The following is a 13,116-nucleotide window of genomic DNA, read 5'->3' as shown; positions in this document are numbered from 1 at the left end:
GCGCTCGTCCAGATGGCCTAGCCGACGCTGCCTACGTCCTTGGCGTCCATGATCCGGTAGGCGTAGCCCTGCTCGGCCAGGAAGCGCTGCCGCTTCGCGGCGAAGTCCTGGTCCAGGGTGTCCCGGGCCACCAGCGAGTAGAACCGGGCGGCGCGGCCATCCTTCTTCGGGCGCAGCAGCCGGCCCAGGCGCTGCGCCTCCTCCTGGCGGGACCCGAAGGAACCGGAGACCTGGATCGCGACCGACGCCTCAGGCAGGTCGATCGAGAAGTTGGCCACCTTGGACACCACCAGGGTCTGCACCTCGCCGGCGCGGAAGGCGTCGAAGAGCCGCTGGCGTTCCTTGACCGACGTGTCGCCCTTGATGACCGGCGCGTTGAGGCGCTCGCCGATCTCGTCGAGCTGGTCGATGTACTGGCCGATCACCAGGAGCTGCTCGCCGGCGTGTTCGGCGACGAGTTCCTCCACCAGCTGGGTCTTCGTCTCGGAGGTGGCGCACAGCCGGTACTTGTCGGCGTCCTCGGCCATGGCGTAGGCCACCCGTTCATCGCGCGGCAGATCCACCCGGACCTCCACACAATCGGCGGGGGCGATGTAGCCCTGGCTCTCGATGTCCTTCCACGGCGCGTCGTAGCGCTTCGGGCCGATCAGGCTAAAGACCTCGCCCTCCCGGCCGTCCTCCCGCACCAACGTGGCGGTGAGCCCCAGCCGGCGCCGGGCCTGCAGGTCCGCCGTCATCCTAAAGATCGGCGCCGGCAGCAGGTGGACCTCGTCGTAGATGATCAGGCCCCAGTCGTTGCCGTCCACGAGCTCCAGGTGCGGATACAGCCCGCCGCGCTTGGTGGTCAGGACCTGGTAGGTGGCGATCGTGACCGGACGGACTTCCTTGACGGAGCCGGAGTACTCGCCGATCTCCTCCTCGGTCAGCGAGGTCCGCTTGAGGAGCTCGTCCTTCCACTGCCGCGCCGCGACGGTATTGGTCACCAGGATCAGCGTGGTGGTGGAGCTGGTGGCCATGGCCGCCGCACCGACCAGCGTCTTGCCGGCGCCGCAGGGAAGAACGACGACGCCGCTGCCGCCGGCCCAGAAGTTCTCCGTGGCCAGTTTCTGGTAGGGGCGGAGCTTCCAGCCGGTTTCGTTGAGCATGATCGGGTGCGGCGTGCCGTCCACGTAGCCGGCCAGGTCCTCGGCCGGCCAGCCGATCTTCAGCAGCAGCTGCTTGAGCTGGCCGCGCTGGGAGGAATGCACCACCACGGTCTCGCCGTCGATCCGTGGGCCGAGCAACGGGGCGATCTTCTTGGCACGGCTGACTTCCTCCAGCACCGGGTAGTCGGACGTGCGCATGACCAGGCCGTGCTGCGGGTCCTTTTCCAGCCGGAGCCGGCCGTACCGGGACATGGTCTCTTCGACGTCGATCAGCAGGGAGTGCGGCACGGGGAACCGGGAGTACTTGAGCAGGGTGTCCAGCACCTTCTCGGCATCCAGCCCGGCCGCCCGGGCGTTCCACAGCCCCAACGGCGTCAACCGGTAGCTGTGCACATGCTCCGGGGCCCGTTCCAGCTCGGCGAACGCCGCGATGGCGTGCCGGGCCTCGGTTGCGAGCTCGTGGTCGACCTCCAGCAGGATGGTCTTGTCACTTTGGACGATCAGGGGCCCGTCATTCACTGGAGTAATTCCTCTGTTGCTTCTACGTCGATAATCCGGTGGATGGACAGGACCCGTTCGATCTCCTTGTCCGGATCAAACACCCGCACCCGCCCGCCATTCACGGCTACCGGAACAACGCTCTCGCGGCTGGCATTCCCCATGCTGTCCACGACGTTCATGATCACCCGCTGCCTGAGGCGGATCGCTTTCAAGAGGGTCTCCAGCCCCAGCTGGGTCGCTTCCTCGCTGCCCGGGGCGGCCGGCGGAGGGTGGGCACCGGTGGAGCCTGCTGCCCGGGACCCGTCACCGCGCAGCACGGCCAGTTGAGCGTCGATGTCGGCCTCCGGCGGAGCGGTCCGCGGGGCGGTGTAGACCGGCCGGCCGCCGCCAGGAACCGACGTGCTGCGGCGCAGCCGGATGACGCCGGATCCTGCTTCCTCCAGGACGGGGGCGAGGCCCAGGCCCCGGAGGACCTGGGCGGCTTCCCGGGGCGCGGCCTGTGAGATGACCACGGTGGGCGCGACGCGCACCAGCCCGAGCCCGGCGGCCGCGGGGGCGTTGAGCAGTTCCAGCAGGGCGGCCTCGTCCTCGCTTTGGATGAAGCTGGCGGCAGCCCCCACGCGGAGCCGGGAGTGCCGCGCGGCGGTGTCCTCGATGAGGTACTGGAGGGGCTGCGGGATGGCCGTGGCCGAATGCTGGCGCAGGAAGTCCAGCATCGCCGGGGCGTCCTGGCCGGCGTCGAGGGCCCGGCGGACCGAGGCGACGGAGAAGCGATAGATGGTGGCCGGTCCCTGTCCCTCGGCCGCGGCCATGGTGAGGAGCCGTTCGCTCAGCTCCGGGTCGAGGTAACCCGGCGCCACCGCCGTCAGGTCCGCCTGCAGCAACACATGCTGCAGGGCCGCTGGCAGGTGCTCGCCGAGGATCCCCAAGGCATCATCCGGCCGTTCGGCGGCGATCGCGGAACCCAGCTGGCTGAGCGCCCCGGAGCCGATCAGCCCGAGCATCTCGGCCTCCGTGAGGATGCCGCGGACCAGCGAGCTGAATCGGCGGGCCATCCGGGGCTGCGCCCACTCAGCACGTTCCAGCACGGCGGCGGCATTGAGGACCGGGGCCTGCCCGTCGGGAGCCGCGGCCTCGAGGGTGAGTTCATTCAGGATCTCCAGGACCCGTTTGCGGACCACCGGGGCGTCAGGCCGCTGGGCCTCTGCGGAGAGCGCATTGATGGTGCTGCCGGCCGCGCCCCGGTGGCCGGCGCCCGGGGCGGCGGCATTCACGGGTTGGCCCACGAGGGAGGGCGCCCGTTCGCTGGCCAGCCAGGCATTGACCAGCCAGAGCCACTGTTCCTGCCGGGGCAGCGCCAGCCACTCCAGCTGCGGCGGCTGCACCCATGCGGAACTGTCAACGTCCAGCCGCAGCAGGCCGGCCATTCCGCAGAGCTCCGCGAGGACGCCGGCCTGGTGCACATCGATCCGCAGGGAATCCGCCAGCCGCTTCATCTCCCGGACCCCGACGCCGCCGCTGCGCAGCGTCGCCAGGGGCTGGTCGCGCACTGAGTAGAGCACTTCGCCCACGAGCCGCAGCGTCTCGGCGATCGCGCCCAACGCGGCGTTCCGGCGCAGCACTGCGCTCGTCTGGCCAAGCTGGGGGACTGGTGGCACCAGGGAAAAGTCTTCGATGACAAAGCCGCCACGCAGCGACACTCCGACGCTGCGCGGCAGTTCGACGTGGGCGGCGTCCAAGGGCACCAGCAGCCCCCGCGCCAGGAGCCAGTCCACCGGGCCGACGTCGGCGTTTTCGTGGAGCACGGACGCGCGGCGTTGCGCCTGGGGAACGGCGCCCATGGCCCAGTTTCCGAACCGGGCCAGGAGGGCGGCAGTCCGGTCCGGCGCGGTGGTCAGGATGTGGTGGAGCGATTCCGGTGTGGCCGTCCAATGCTGCAGCGACAAGGCCGCTTCCATCGGTGTGGCGGCGGGGGAGATGGACGCCCCGCCACGGTGCAGTTCCCCGACCAGTTGCACGACGCGCTGCGCAAAGGCCGGCTGGAGTCGCACGAGCTCGGTGTAGCTGCGGCCCAGCCCTGCGGGATAGATGCCGATCACGTCCTTGAGGCTGCCGACCGGAAGGAAGTGCCGCTGCTTGGCGCCGGCGGGAGTCACACCGTGCGGCGGATCGGCGCGGTGGACGAGCGCCAGCTCCTGCAGGGAATGGAGCAGGCGGTCGATGGCCGCCACCGACGCGCCGTTGATCAGTTTCTTCAGCATCGCCGCCGAGGCACTGTGTCCGGTATCGGCATTGGTGCACAGGTGCAGGGTTTCCAGGACCTGCATCTGTGGACGGTTGAGCCGCTCGAGGGCCCGCTGCACGCTGACGCGGCCGCTGGCGCGGGCGGCGAGGGCCGCGAAGTCCGGGACGCCGGGAGAAATGAGGTCCGGCCGCGCGGAGAACAGGGCCCGCAACGATTCGTCGCTTCGTGCCTGAAGTTCCTTGCTGAGCGCGCGGATGAGGGACATCGCTCCAACGTTACCTTTCGCCGGGCCCGCGCGGGCGGCGCCGGGCGACCACCGCATCCATAACGAGTGCGAGCATGAGCAGGAATGCCACCGGGAGCCCGTAGAGGGCCGTAGAGGTGATCCAGGCCGGCGCCACGACATTGTTGAAGGCCATGACCATGACCGCGCCGACGGCAAGAAGGGACAGTAGAGCAAGGGTGGCCGCAGTGATCATGAAGGGCCGCCGGTAACGCATCAGTGTCATGTGGGCAACGCTAACAGTCCGGCATCCCCCGCGCCTCAAGCCACTAAAGTGAACTTGGCAGGATAACCTTGGAGGAACAGACCAACACGGTCCGGGCAGTCATACCCTGAACCCGCATAACCATGCGGATGCGGTGACCGCCGGCCGTGTCCCCGCAGAACGAAGAAGGTTGATTACGTGCCTACCGGCAAGGTCAAGTGGTATGACAAGGAAAAAGGCTTCGGATTCCTCGCTGGCGAGGACGGCCAGGAAGTCTTCCTGCCCAAGTCCGCGCTGCCCGAGGGCGTCAGTGAGCTCAAGGCCGGAACGCGCGTTGAATTTGGTGTAGCCGACGGGCGCAAGGGTGCCCAGGCCCTCGGCCTGCGCGTGCTGGACAAGACGCCGTCCATCGCCAAGGCGAAGCGGCCCAGCGCCAGGGACCTTGCCCCGCTGGTGCAGGACCTTGTCACCGTACTGGACAACCTGTCCGGGACCCTGTCCGCCGGCAAGTACCCGGAAGGCAACAAGGGCAAGGCAATCGCGGCGGCCCTCCGTAAGGTTGCCGACGAGCTGGACGTATAAGGCTCTTGATGACTCAGGAACCTGATCAGTTGCCGACGCCGGCCGCCGGATCCACAGTGCCCGCCGGATCCAAGGGAGCCAGTTCAAAGCAGGGAGCCCGCCCGCGCGCCGGCGTCCCCGTCTGGCGCACCGGCAAGCCTGACGCCTTCCTGGCCGCCGCCGTCGACGTCGCCCGCACCGCCGTGGAAAGCATTGCGCCCGCCGAGCAGATCGGCGAGCACATCGGCGCCCGAAGCGAAGGCGACCGCCTGGTGACCCACCTGTTCGAATCCAAGCTGCCCGGCTATCTTGGCTGGCAGTGGTACGCCGTGCTGACCCGTAACTCGCGCTCCAAGGTGGTCACGGTCAACGAACTGGGCCTGCTGCCCTCCGACGACTCCATCCTCGCGCCGGCCTGGGTCCCGTGGGCCGAACGGGTCCGCCCGGAGGACGCGCAGGCGGACGAGCCCGCCGACGAGGCGGCCGGCACCGAAACGCCGTCGCAGGCCCCCGACACCGACGACGAGCAGGACGCCGCCGACGAGCAGGACGCTGACCAGCAGGACCCGGCCCGGCAGGACCTGGCTCAGCCGGACACCGACGATGAGCGGGAACGCTTCGCGGAGGCCGACTAACGGTTGGAAACGTCCGGGAGCGTGCTTAGGGAGGGCTGGACCTGAGGTCCATGTTCAAGTCCCTGCACATCCTGAACTACCGGATCTGGTTCCTCGGCGCACTCATCTCCAACATCGGCACCTGGATGCAGCGCACTGCCCAGGATTGGCTGGTGTTCGCCCACCTGACGGCGCAGGATGCCGGGGCGGTGGGGATCACCATGGCCCTGCAACTGGGCCCGCAGCTCTTCCTGGCACCCGTGGCCGGGCTGCTGGCGGACCGTTTCAACCGTAAGCGGCTCCTGGTGCTGACGCAGTCCGCAATGGCGCTGCTGAGTGCCGGGCTGGGCATCCTGGTGGTGACCGGCGCGGCGCAGCTCTGGCATGTCTACGCCTTCGCCCTGATGCTCGGGGTGGTCTCCGCGCTGGACGCCCCCGTGCGGCAGACCTTCGTCTCGGAACTGGTCCAGGACGATTACCTCTCCAACGCCGTGGCCCTGAACAGCGCCTCCTTCAACGTCGCCCGGATGATCGGCCCCGCCGTCGCGGGCCTGCTCACCGCCGTCGTCGGGCCCGGCTGGGTCTTCCTGATCAACACGCTCACGTTCGTCGCCCTGTTGCTGAGCCTGGCGAACATCCCGGCGGCGTCGTTGCGGCGGCTGCCGCGCGCACCGGCGGGCAAGGGCAGGATCCGGGAAGGGCTGCGCTACGTCAGGCAGCGTCCGGACATCGTGGTGGTGCTCGTGGCCATCTTCATCGTGGGAACCCTGGGACTGAACTTCGCCCTCTTCATCGCGGCCATGGTGGGCACGGAATTCGGTCTCGACGCCGGCGCTTTCGGCCTGATGAATTCGATCATGGCCATCGGCTCCGTCGCCGGGGCGCTGATGTCAGCCGGCCGCGGCAAGCCACGGCTGCGGTTCATCTTCGGGGCGGCCGGGGCCTTCGGCGTGACCTCGGGCATCGCTGCGCTGGCCCCAGCTATTTCTGGTACGGCGTCGCGCTGGTGCCGGTGGGTCTGTTCGCAATCACCATGATGACCAGCGCCAACGGGTACGTCCAGACCACCACGGACCCGGTCATGCGGGGCCGGGTGATGGCCCTCTATATGGCAATCTTCATGGGCGGAACCCCCATTGGGGCGCCGCTGGTCGGTTGGGTGGCCAACACCGCCGGCCCCAGGTGGTCCATGGGGGTTGCGGCCGGCGCCGGCCTGCTCGCGGCCCTGATCGGGTTGGTGTGGATCATCCGGGCGCAGCACCTGCGGCTCCACTTCAACCGGCGGGCGCGCGGACTGCGGTATTTCCGCGTCCAAAGCGGAAACGGCGCCGCCACCGCACCGGGTTCGAAAGGTGCAGCGGCGGCGCCGTCGGACGCTGAAGCTACTTCTTGAGTTCTGCCACCACGAAATCGATGCACTCGAGCAGGGCCGAGACATCGTCCGGCTCGATCGCCACGAAGGTGGCGATGCGCAGCTGGTTCCGGCCCAGCTTGCGGTACGGCTCGGTGTCGACGACCCCGTTGGCGCGGAGCACCTTGGCGATGGCCGAGGCATCGATCGATTCGTCGAAGTCGATCGTGGCGATCACGTTGGAACGGTCCTCGGCCTTGGCCACGAACGGCGTGGCGTAGCTGGACGCCTCGGCCCAGCGGTAGATGCGCCCGGCCGAATCCGCCGTCCGGCCGGCCGCGAAGGCCAGGCCGCCGTTGGCGTTGAGCCACTGGACCTGGGCATCCAGGGTCACCAGGGTGGCCAGGGAGGGCGTGTTGTAGGTCTGGTTCAGCCGGGAGTTGTCGATCGCCGTCTGGAGGTCCAGGAAGTCGGGAATCCAGCGGTCGCTGGCCTTGATCCGGGCCGCCCGCTCCAGCGCCGCCGGGGAGAACAGACCCAGCCACAGGCCGCCGTCGGACGCGAAGTTCTTTTGCGGCGCGAAGTAGTACACGTCGGACTCCGCCACGTCCACGTCCAGCCCGCCCGCGGCGGAGGTCGCGTCCACCAGCACCAGGGACCCGTCGTCGGCGCCTGCCACGCGGCGGACCGGGGCTGCCACACCGGTTGAGGTCTCGTTCTGCGGCCACGCGTAGACGTCGACGCCGGCCTCCGCCCGGGCGGTGGGGCGAGTGCCGGGTTCGGCCTTGATGATGGAGGACTCGGCCAGGAACGGCGCCTTGTTGGTCGCCGAGGCAAACTTCGCGCCGAACTCGCCGAAGGAAAGGTGCTGCGCCTTCCCCTCCACCAGCCCAAAGCTGGCGATGTCCCAGAAAGCCGTGGATCCGCCGACGCCGAGGACCACTTCGTAGCCTTCGGGCGCGCGGAAGAATTCGCTGAGGCCACTGCGTACCGAGCCGACCAGGTTCTTCACGGGTGCCTGGCGGTGCGAGGTCCCCAGCAGCTTCGCCGACGCGGCGAGGGCCTCCATCTGTTCCGGCCTGACCTTGGACGGGCCGGCGCCGAACCGGCCGTCCTTGGGCAGGAGGTTGGCGGGGATCGTGATGCTGGTGTCGCTCACAGTGGCTCCAATTTTCGGCTGGTTCATAGCGTGGCTGGAAGGTGGCCCGGTAGGGATGGCTACAACGGACGCCCCTATTTATTCTGCCTGACAGCCCCCTGTGACACGGAAAAGGCCCTGTCACAGTCCGGTCATTGAGACGCCCGGGAACTGCCGGTCCGCGGGCGCAGGGAGGGCAACCCCGGCCCAAACGAAAAATTATCCGGAGTAATTCAAAATAGGCTAGGCTGGCATGCGAACGTACGGCGGTTCTTGCCAGGGCGCATCCTGCATGCAGCCCGCACGCGGTACGGTGGGAATGACGCACGGACTGCGCTCGAGGAGCTGAGCTGAATGACTGATCTGATCGATACTACGGAGATGTATCTTCGGACCATTCTGGAACTTGAAGAAGAAAACATCGTTGCCCTGCGCGCCCGCATTGCCGAACGGCTCCGCCACTCCGGCCCCACTGTTTCGCAGACCATCGGCCGGATGGAACGCGACGGGCTGGTGGTTGTTTCGGGCGACCGGCACCTTGAGCTGACCGAAACCGGACGGAAACGCGCCATCGGCGTCATGCGCAAGCACCGCCTTGCCGAACGCCTGCTCGCCGACGTGATTGGCCTCGACTGGGCCTACGTCCACGAGGAAGCGTGCCGCTGGGAGCACGTCATGAGTGAACGCGTCGAGCGAAGAATCTTCGAGATGCTCGACCACCCGACCGTTTCGCCCTACGGAAACCCCATCCCGGGACTTGCAGACCTTGGCGGCGTGCCCACCGGCGCCCCCGCCGACGGGGCCGTGAACCTGCTGGAAGCCATGGCCGGCTACGGTGCGGGTTCGCGGGTCACGGTCAACCGCCTCGCGGAGCCGATCCAGGTGGAGCCGGAGCTTCTTGCCCAGCTCGACGAAGGTGGAATTCGGCCTGGTGCACTGGTGTCGCTGGAGCGCGTGGGGGAGTACATCTCGGTCCGCGTCCCGGACATCGAGGGAGCCCTGGAGCTGCCGCCCGAGGTTGCCGCGCACGTCTTTGTAACAGTCGCCTGACCAGCCACAACGCGGAGGTTATGGGACGACCCATGAGTTCTGCACATTTGGGATTACGGATTTATTACCGGGCGGCTTAATCCCCTATAGTTAGTGGCCAGTGCCGATACCAAAGCGTTACCTGATCCGAAGCCGAGCCCTGCCAGCGGATCAGTCGCAGAACCACCTCCTGGCAGGGGCGGGGGAACCACTTTCGGCTGCTTCATCAGCAGCCTTGGGGTGAAGTCCGTCAGCGGCAAGCAAACGTCCATCGAGGGATCCCCCGGGATGCCTTTGTGCCCGGCTGCTTGCCACGGCGGACCGGGTCTTTGATCTCTCTGACCCGAATCCGACAGCTAACTTCGCAGGCTATCCAGAGAGGAACCGTTCTTGACCACCCAGACCGCCAGGGGCCGTCGCCGCGCGACCGGTCCCGCTCCGGAGCCGCGTCCCGTCGTCGCGCATATGGCCGAGCGCCCCCGCGACGCGCACCGCGACGAACGCCGCCGGCGGCGCAGTCCGTTCCGCCAGGTAACGGAATTCGCCTCGGCCAGCGGAGTCGGGCAGAAGGCCGGCATCGCACTGGCCGCAACCGGTCTGGTCCTCACCGTGACGGTCCCCGTCACGAGCCCGGTACTGGCCTCGAACGCTGACGGGACAGGCGCCCTCTCCGCTGCAGTGCAGCCGGATGTCACGGCTGCCGCCGCCGCAAAGGTCGATTTCAGCCGAACGGCCGTCACCACGAAGGGTGATCCGGACGGCAAGCTCAAGCAGCTCCTCAGCGCCCAGTCTGTGGGAAGTATCACCCGCGCGGCATCGGCCGGCACCCTCGGTGCGCCGCTGGACCAGATGGTCACGGCCTCGCCGTTCGGCTACCGCGTCAGCCCCATCACCGGCGGTGCGGGCGAGTTCCACCGCGGCCAGGACTTCGCCGCCCAGTGCGGCACGGCCGTCCATGCGGCCGCCAGCGGCACCGTGACCTTCAACGGATGGCATCCCTACGGCGGTGGAAACCGCGTCGTGATCGACCACGGCAACGGCCTGGAGACCACTTACAACCACCTGTCCTCGGCCTCGGTCAAGGTCGGCCAGAAGGTATCGCGCGGCGATATCATCGCGATGAGCGGGACTACAGGCGCCTCCACCGGCTGCCACCTTCACTTTGAAGTGATGGTCAACGGCGACGTCGTTGACCCCCTCGGTTGGCTCTAAAAAGGTGATGGACCGCTCTCGAATCCTTGTGACACGCCGTGATCTGAATGTGACATTGAGTCCGGACTGCTGTAGGGTTTGAAGCACGCCAACTTTTCCGAAGTTGGCGCTCTTGAGTGGATTGCCTAGCTCTGCCACCGCTCAAGGTCCGTTCGCATTACATCGTCTGGCAGGGGCGGGGGAACCAATTTTGGCCTTCGAAAGAAGGCCTAGGGGTTAAGTCGCAAAGCTTCCCAGGAAGCAGCGCGGCCGGGTGACTCCCATCCGAATCCGACAGCTCACCTCGTAGGCATTGGGAGAGGCTACTTTCGTGTCTTCACGCCACAACTCTGCGCGCATGCGCACCGGTGAGGCTCTTTTGAGCTCGCCGGAATCCACATCACGTGCCGCCCTTGCTGGTGCCCGGATGGGATCACGTTCCGCAGGCTCATTCTCTACCGAGCCCGGACAGCATGCAGTTTCCGCATTTGGCGCGTCTTCGCAGTACACCCTTCGCTAAGTAACCCAATTTCGGGGCGATCCGGCGTACCCCCAAGATGCCGGAGCGTCCTCAGTCCGCGCCCGAAAGCGCGCGGTCCAAGGATCACGAAAGAGAGAACTTAATGACTACTCGTGCAACCGTTGCACGGCACCGAGCCGAGGTCACCAAGACCAACTCGCTGGCTGTTATTGCAAAGGCTGTCGGCGACAACGCCGGCGGCATGGGCCGTCAGGCCGCGGTCATCGCCGCAGCCTCCGGTCTGGTCCTGACCAGCGGAATCGCAGCCAACGCTGCTGAGACCAACGTTCAGCGCGAATCCACCTCCGCTTCGGCTCTGGAAGTCCAGTCCGCCACCCCGGCCACCATCTCGGCCGCATCCAGCATCGCGATCTCCTACGAGAAGCCCGCCGTGACCACCACGCCGGCTCCCGTCGTCGAGGCCCCGAAGCCCGTTGTGCAGGTCCAGGACTCCACGGCCTCCCGCGCCGGCGGCACCGAGCTTGGCGTCAGCGGCGGCGTCGCTGCCCAGGCTCCGGCCGGCATCGGCAGCGGCTCTGGCGCGACCATCGCCGCTGCTGCGTACGCACAGATCGGCGTTTCGCAGGACTGCACCGCACTCGCCACCAACGCCCTGGCCGCGGCCGGCATCCACTACCACGGCTGGCCGGCAGGTTACCTGTCCCTGGGCCGCACCGTGAGCGCCTCCGAGGCACGCCCGGGCGACCTCGCCTACTACCAGAACGGTGGCGTGGGCATGGCCCACATCGCGGTTTACGTCGGCAACGGCATGGCAGTCCACGGCGGCTGGAACGGTGGCACCACCGCGCTGTACAGCGTGAACGTCGGCTCCGGCCCGGTCTTCATCCGCGTCGGCGGCTAGGGACAGAGCTCCAGCACTTCGAAAGACCCCCGCTCTTTGGCGGGGGTCTTTTGCGTTGCCGTGCCATGAACTTTGCGCGCGGAGGGCCGCGCCGATGAAAAAATATTCGGTGATCCGGCACCTGAGTGTTTACTCTTGTGTTGTCGATCCATAGCCCGACCATGCAGAGGGCAGCCGGCCCTCGTGCCGCTGGCGGGTGCGGCCGTGAAGAGGTATGCGGATGCGCACTCTCGTTCTGAATGCTGGATATGAACCACTGGCGGTAATCACGTTCCGCCGGGCGCTCGTCCTTGTCCTGACCGGAAAGGCCAGCGTTGTGGCGGAAGGGGACGACCCCGTTGTTGGCCCCCAGGACATTCTGGGCCGCCCGTCCGTGATCCTGCTGAACCGTTACATCCGTCCGAGGTACAACACGATGACAGCGGTGAGCCGCCGCGGCGTGCTCCGCCGCGATGCCCACCGCTGCGCCTACTGTGGCAAAGCGGCCCACACGATCGACCACGTCCAGCCCAAGTCCCGGGGCGGCGCCGATTCCTGGGAGAACCTGGTGGCGGCCTGCCTGCGGTGCAATAACGCCAAGAGCGACCACACGCCCGCGGAGATGGGCTGGAAGCTCGGGTTTGTTCCGGGCCCCCCGAAGGGCGCGATCTGGCAGATCAAGGAACTCGAGAAGCCGACGCCCGCCTGGGATCCGTTCCTGCTGCCGGAATCAGCCGCCTGACCTGGCCGGCGCATGGCCTGCCCTGGTTCGGGGGCAGCCCGCGCCGCGCTAGGCTGAACCGGTGGAGTTCGATGCCATCATTCTTGCCGGGGGAAGGTCCTCCCGCCTTGGCGGCGTGCCCAAATCCCGGCTGGTCTACGACGGCGCCACCCTCCTTGAGCGGTCGCTGCGCGCCGCGGGCGCGGCGGGGCGCGCCGTCGTCGTCGGGCCGGACCCCGGGGACCTTCCCGACGGCGTCCTGACCTGGCGGGAAGAGCCGCCCTTCGCAGGGCCGGCCGCGGCTATCGCCGCAGGCCTGGACGCGCTGGCGGCAGACCATGCCGGCCGGCCTGGGGACGCCGGTCCGGCGCCGTTTACCCTGGTGCTTGCCTGCGACATGCCGAGGTCCGCCGCCGCCGTCCGGGTCCTGGCCGAATCGCTGGCCGTCTCCCTGGCAGCAGCGAAGGACCAGCACCGGGGCGACGGGGTCATGGCCGTCTCCGAGGACGGCCGGAAACAGCCGCTCGCGGGCTTTTATGGCACAGCTGCGCTACAACGAAGTGTTACGGACGCACGGCACCGGGGGAGTCTGGAAAACGCATCGGTCTTCGCCCTTCTTGCTAGTCTGGACGTACGGGAAGTTCGCGTTCCCCCGGGGTCCACTGATGACGTTGATACCTGGGATGATGCGTCCGCACTGGGGATATCCGGCAGGTTTCCACACCTCGGTCCGGGCTCCGGGCCGGAACCCCGCAGCTGAACTCGACCATG

The 13,116-nt window shown here is 67.8% G+C and carries 11 protein-coding genes, 1 pseudogene and 2 riboswitches; of the genes and pseudogenes, 8 read left to right on the top strand and 4 right to left on the bottom strand.

Going from position 1 to position 13,116, the window contains the following annotated elements; genetic code table 11:
• Positions 1 to 17: 17 nt before the first annotated feature.
• The 3 genes from ACFVTM_RS20070 to ACFVTM_RS20060 are packed head-to-tail and all read right to left on the bottom strand — an operon-like array spanning position 18 to position 4,400.
• Positions 18 to 1,664 carry a DNA repair helicase XPB gene (locus ACFVTM_RS20070; RefSeq protein ID WP_390205749.1) on the bottom strand — a complete coding sequence of 549 codons (1,647 nt, stop codon included), beginning with the start codon at positions 1,662 to 1,664 and terminating at the stop codon, positions 18 to 20.
• On the bottom strand, positions 1,661 to 4,156 hold the full coding sequence (locus ACFVTM_RS20065; RefSeq protein WP_390205748.1) for a helicase-associated domain-containing protein: 2,496 nt from the start codon (positions 4,154 to 4,156) through the stop codon (positions 1,661 to 1,663). The genes ACFVTM_RS20070 and ACFVTM_RS20065 overlap by 4 nt, the downstream gene beginning before the upstream one ends.
• 10 nt (positions 4,157 to 4,166) lie before the next feature.
• Positions 4,167 to 4,400, bottom strand: a complete 234-nt coding sequence (locus ACFVTM_RS20060; protein WP_390205747.1) for a hypothetical protein — start codon at positions 4,398 to 4,400, stop codon at positions 4,167 to 4,169.
• A 177-nt stretch (positions 4,401 to 4,577) separates the two neighbouring features.
• Here ACFVTM_RS20060 and ACFVTM_RS20055 point away from each other — a divergent pair, with 177 nt between their 5' ends.
• From ACFVTM_RS20055 to ACFVTM_RS20045, 3 genes and pseudogenes are all read left to right on the top strand, one after another.
• Positions 4,578 to 4,961 carry a cold-shock protein gene (locus ACFVTM_RS20055; RefSeq protein ID WP_390205746.1) on the top strand — a complete coding sequence of 128 codons (384 nt, stop codon included), beginning with the start codon at positions 4,578 to 4,580 and terminating at the stop codon, positions 4,959 to 4,961.
• A gap of 8 nt (positions 4,962 to 4,969) precedes the next feature.
• Positions 4,970 to 5,575, top strand: a complete 606-nt coding sequence (locus ACFVTM_RS20050; RefSeq protein ID WP_390205744.1) for a DUF3027 domain-containing protein — start codon at positions 4,970 to 4,972, stop codon at positions 5,573 to 5,575.
• Between the two features lie 50 nt (positions 5,576 to 5,625).
• A pseudogene (locus tag ACFVTM_RS20045) lies at positions 5,626 to 6,947 on the top strand (MFS transporter).
• Here the strand turns inward: ACFVTM_RS20045 and serC are convergent.
• Positions 6,937 to 8,064 carry a phosphoserine transaminase gene (gene serC, locus ACFVTM_RS20040; RefSeq protein WP_390205743.1) on the bottom strand — a complete coding sequence of 376 codons (1,128 nt, stop codon included), beginning with the start codon at positions 8,062 to 8,064 and terminating at the stop codon, positions 6,937 to 6,939. The pseudogene ACFVTM_RS20045 and the gene serC sit on opposite strands and share 11 nt — an antisense overlap.
• Positions 8,065 to 8,397: 333 nt before the next feature.
• On the opposite strand from serC, the gene ACFVTM_RS20035 reads away from it, so the two are divergent.
• From ACFVTM_RS20035 to ACFVTM_RS20015, 5 genes are all read left to right on the top strand, one after another.
• Positions 8,398 to 9,093, top strand: coding sequence for a metal-dependent transcriptional regulator (locus ACFVTM_RS20035; RefSeq protein WP_390205742.1), 696 nt, complete (start codon positions 8,398 to 8,400; stop codon positions 9,091 to 9,093).
• 150 nt (positions 9,094 to 9,243) lie between these two features.
• A riboswitch (cyclic di-AMP (ydaO/yuaA leader) is annotated at positions 9,244 to 9,458 on the top strand.
• Between the two features lie 4 nt (positions 9,459 to 9,462).
• Complete coding sequence (locus ACFVTM_RS20030) at positions 9,463 to 10,284, top strand: M23 family metallopeptidase (protein ID WP_390205740.1); 822 nt, start codon at positions 9,463 to 9,465, stop codon at positions 10,282 to 10,284.
• A 122-nt stretch (positions 10,285 to 10,406) separates the two neighbouring features.
• A riboswitch (cyclic di-AMP (ydaO/yuaA leader) is annotated at positions 10,407 to 10,590 on the top strand.
• Between the two features lie 296 nt (positions 10,591 to 10,886).
• A complete protein-coding gene (locus ACFVTM_RS20025; RefSeq protein ID WP_390205738.1) occupies positions 10,887 to 11,645 on the top strand; it encodes an NlpC/P60 family protein in 759 nt (252 codons plus the stop codon).
• Positions 11,646 to 11,865: 220 nt separating this feature from the next.
• A complete protein-coding gene (locus tag ACFVTM_RS20020) occupies positions 11,866 to 12,366 on the top strand; it encodes an HNH endonuclease (protein ID WP_277527321.1) in 501 nt (166 codons plus the stop codon).
• 61 nt (positions 12,367 to 12,427) lie between these two features.
• Entirely contained in the window at positions 12,428 to 13,105 is a 678-nt protein-coding gene (locus ACFVTM_RS20015) for a molybdenum cofactor guanylyltransferase (RefSeq protein WP_390205737.1), read from the top strand.
• Positions 13,106 to 13,116: the final 11 nt, after the last annotated feature.

The organism is Arthrobacter sp. NPDC058130, assembly GCF_042884475.1.
Lineage (GTDB): Bacteria > Actinomycetota > Actinomycetes > Actinomycetales > Micrococcaceae > Arthrobacter.
Note: the sequence above shows the minus strand (reverse complement) of the source record. Positions and strands in the feature narration are given on the sequence as shown.

Excerpts from the sequence above, each read along its gene's own strand:
- ACFVTM_RS20065 (WP_390205748.1), bottom strand. The coding sequence starts at position 4,156 with ATGTCCCTCATCCGCGCGCTCAGCAAGGAACTTCAGGCACGAAGCGAC.
- ACFVTM_RS20060 (WP_390205747.1), bottom strand. The coding sequence starts at position 4,400 with ATGACACTGATGCGTTACCGGCGGCCCTTCATGATCACTGCGGCCACC.
- ACFVTM_RS20050 (WP_390205744.1), top strand. The coding sequence starts at position 4,970 with ATGACTCAGGAACCTGATCAGTTGCCGACGCCGGCCGCCGGATCCACA.
- ACFVTM_RS20035 (WP_390205742.1), top strand. The coding sequence starts at position 8,398 with ATGACTGATCTGATCGATACTACGGAGATGTATCTTCGGACCATTCTG.
- ACFVTM_RS20025 (WP_390205738.1), top strand. The coding sequence starts at position 10,887 with ATGACTACTCGTGCAACCGTTGCACGGCACCGAGCCGAGGTCACCAAG.
- ACFVTM_RS20020 (WP_277527321.1), top strand. The coding sequence starts at position 11,866 with ATGCGCACTCTCGTTCTGAATGCTGGATATGAACCACTGGCGGTAATC.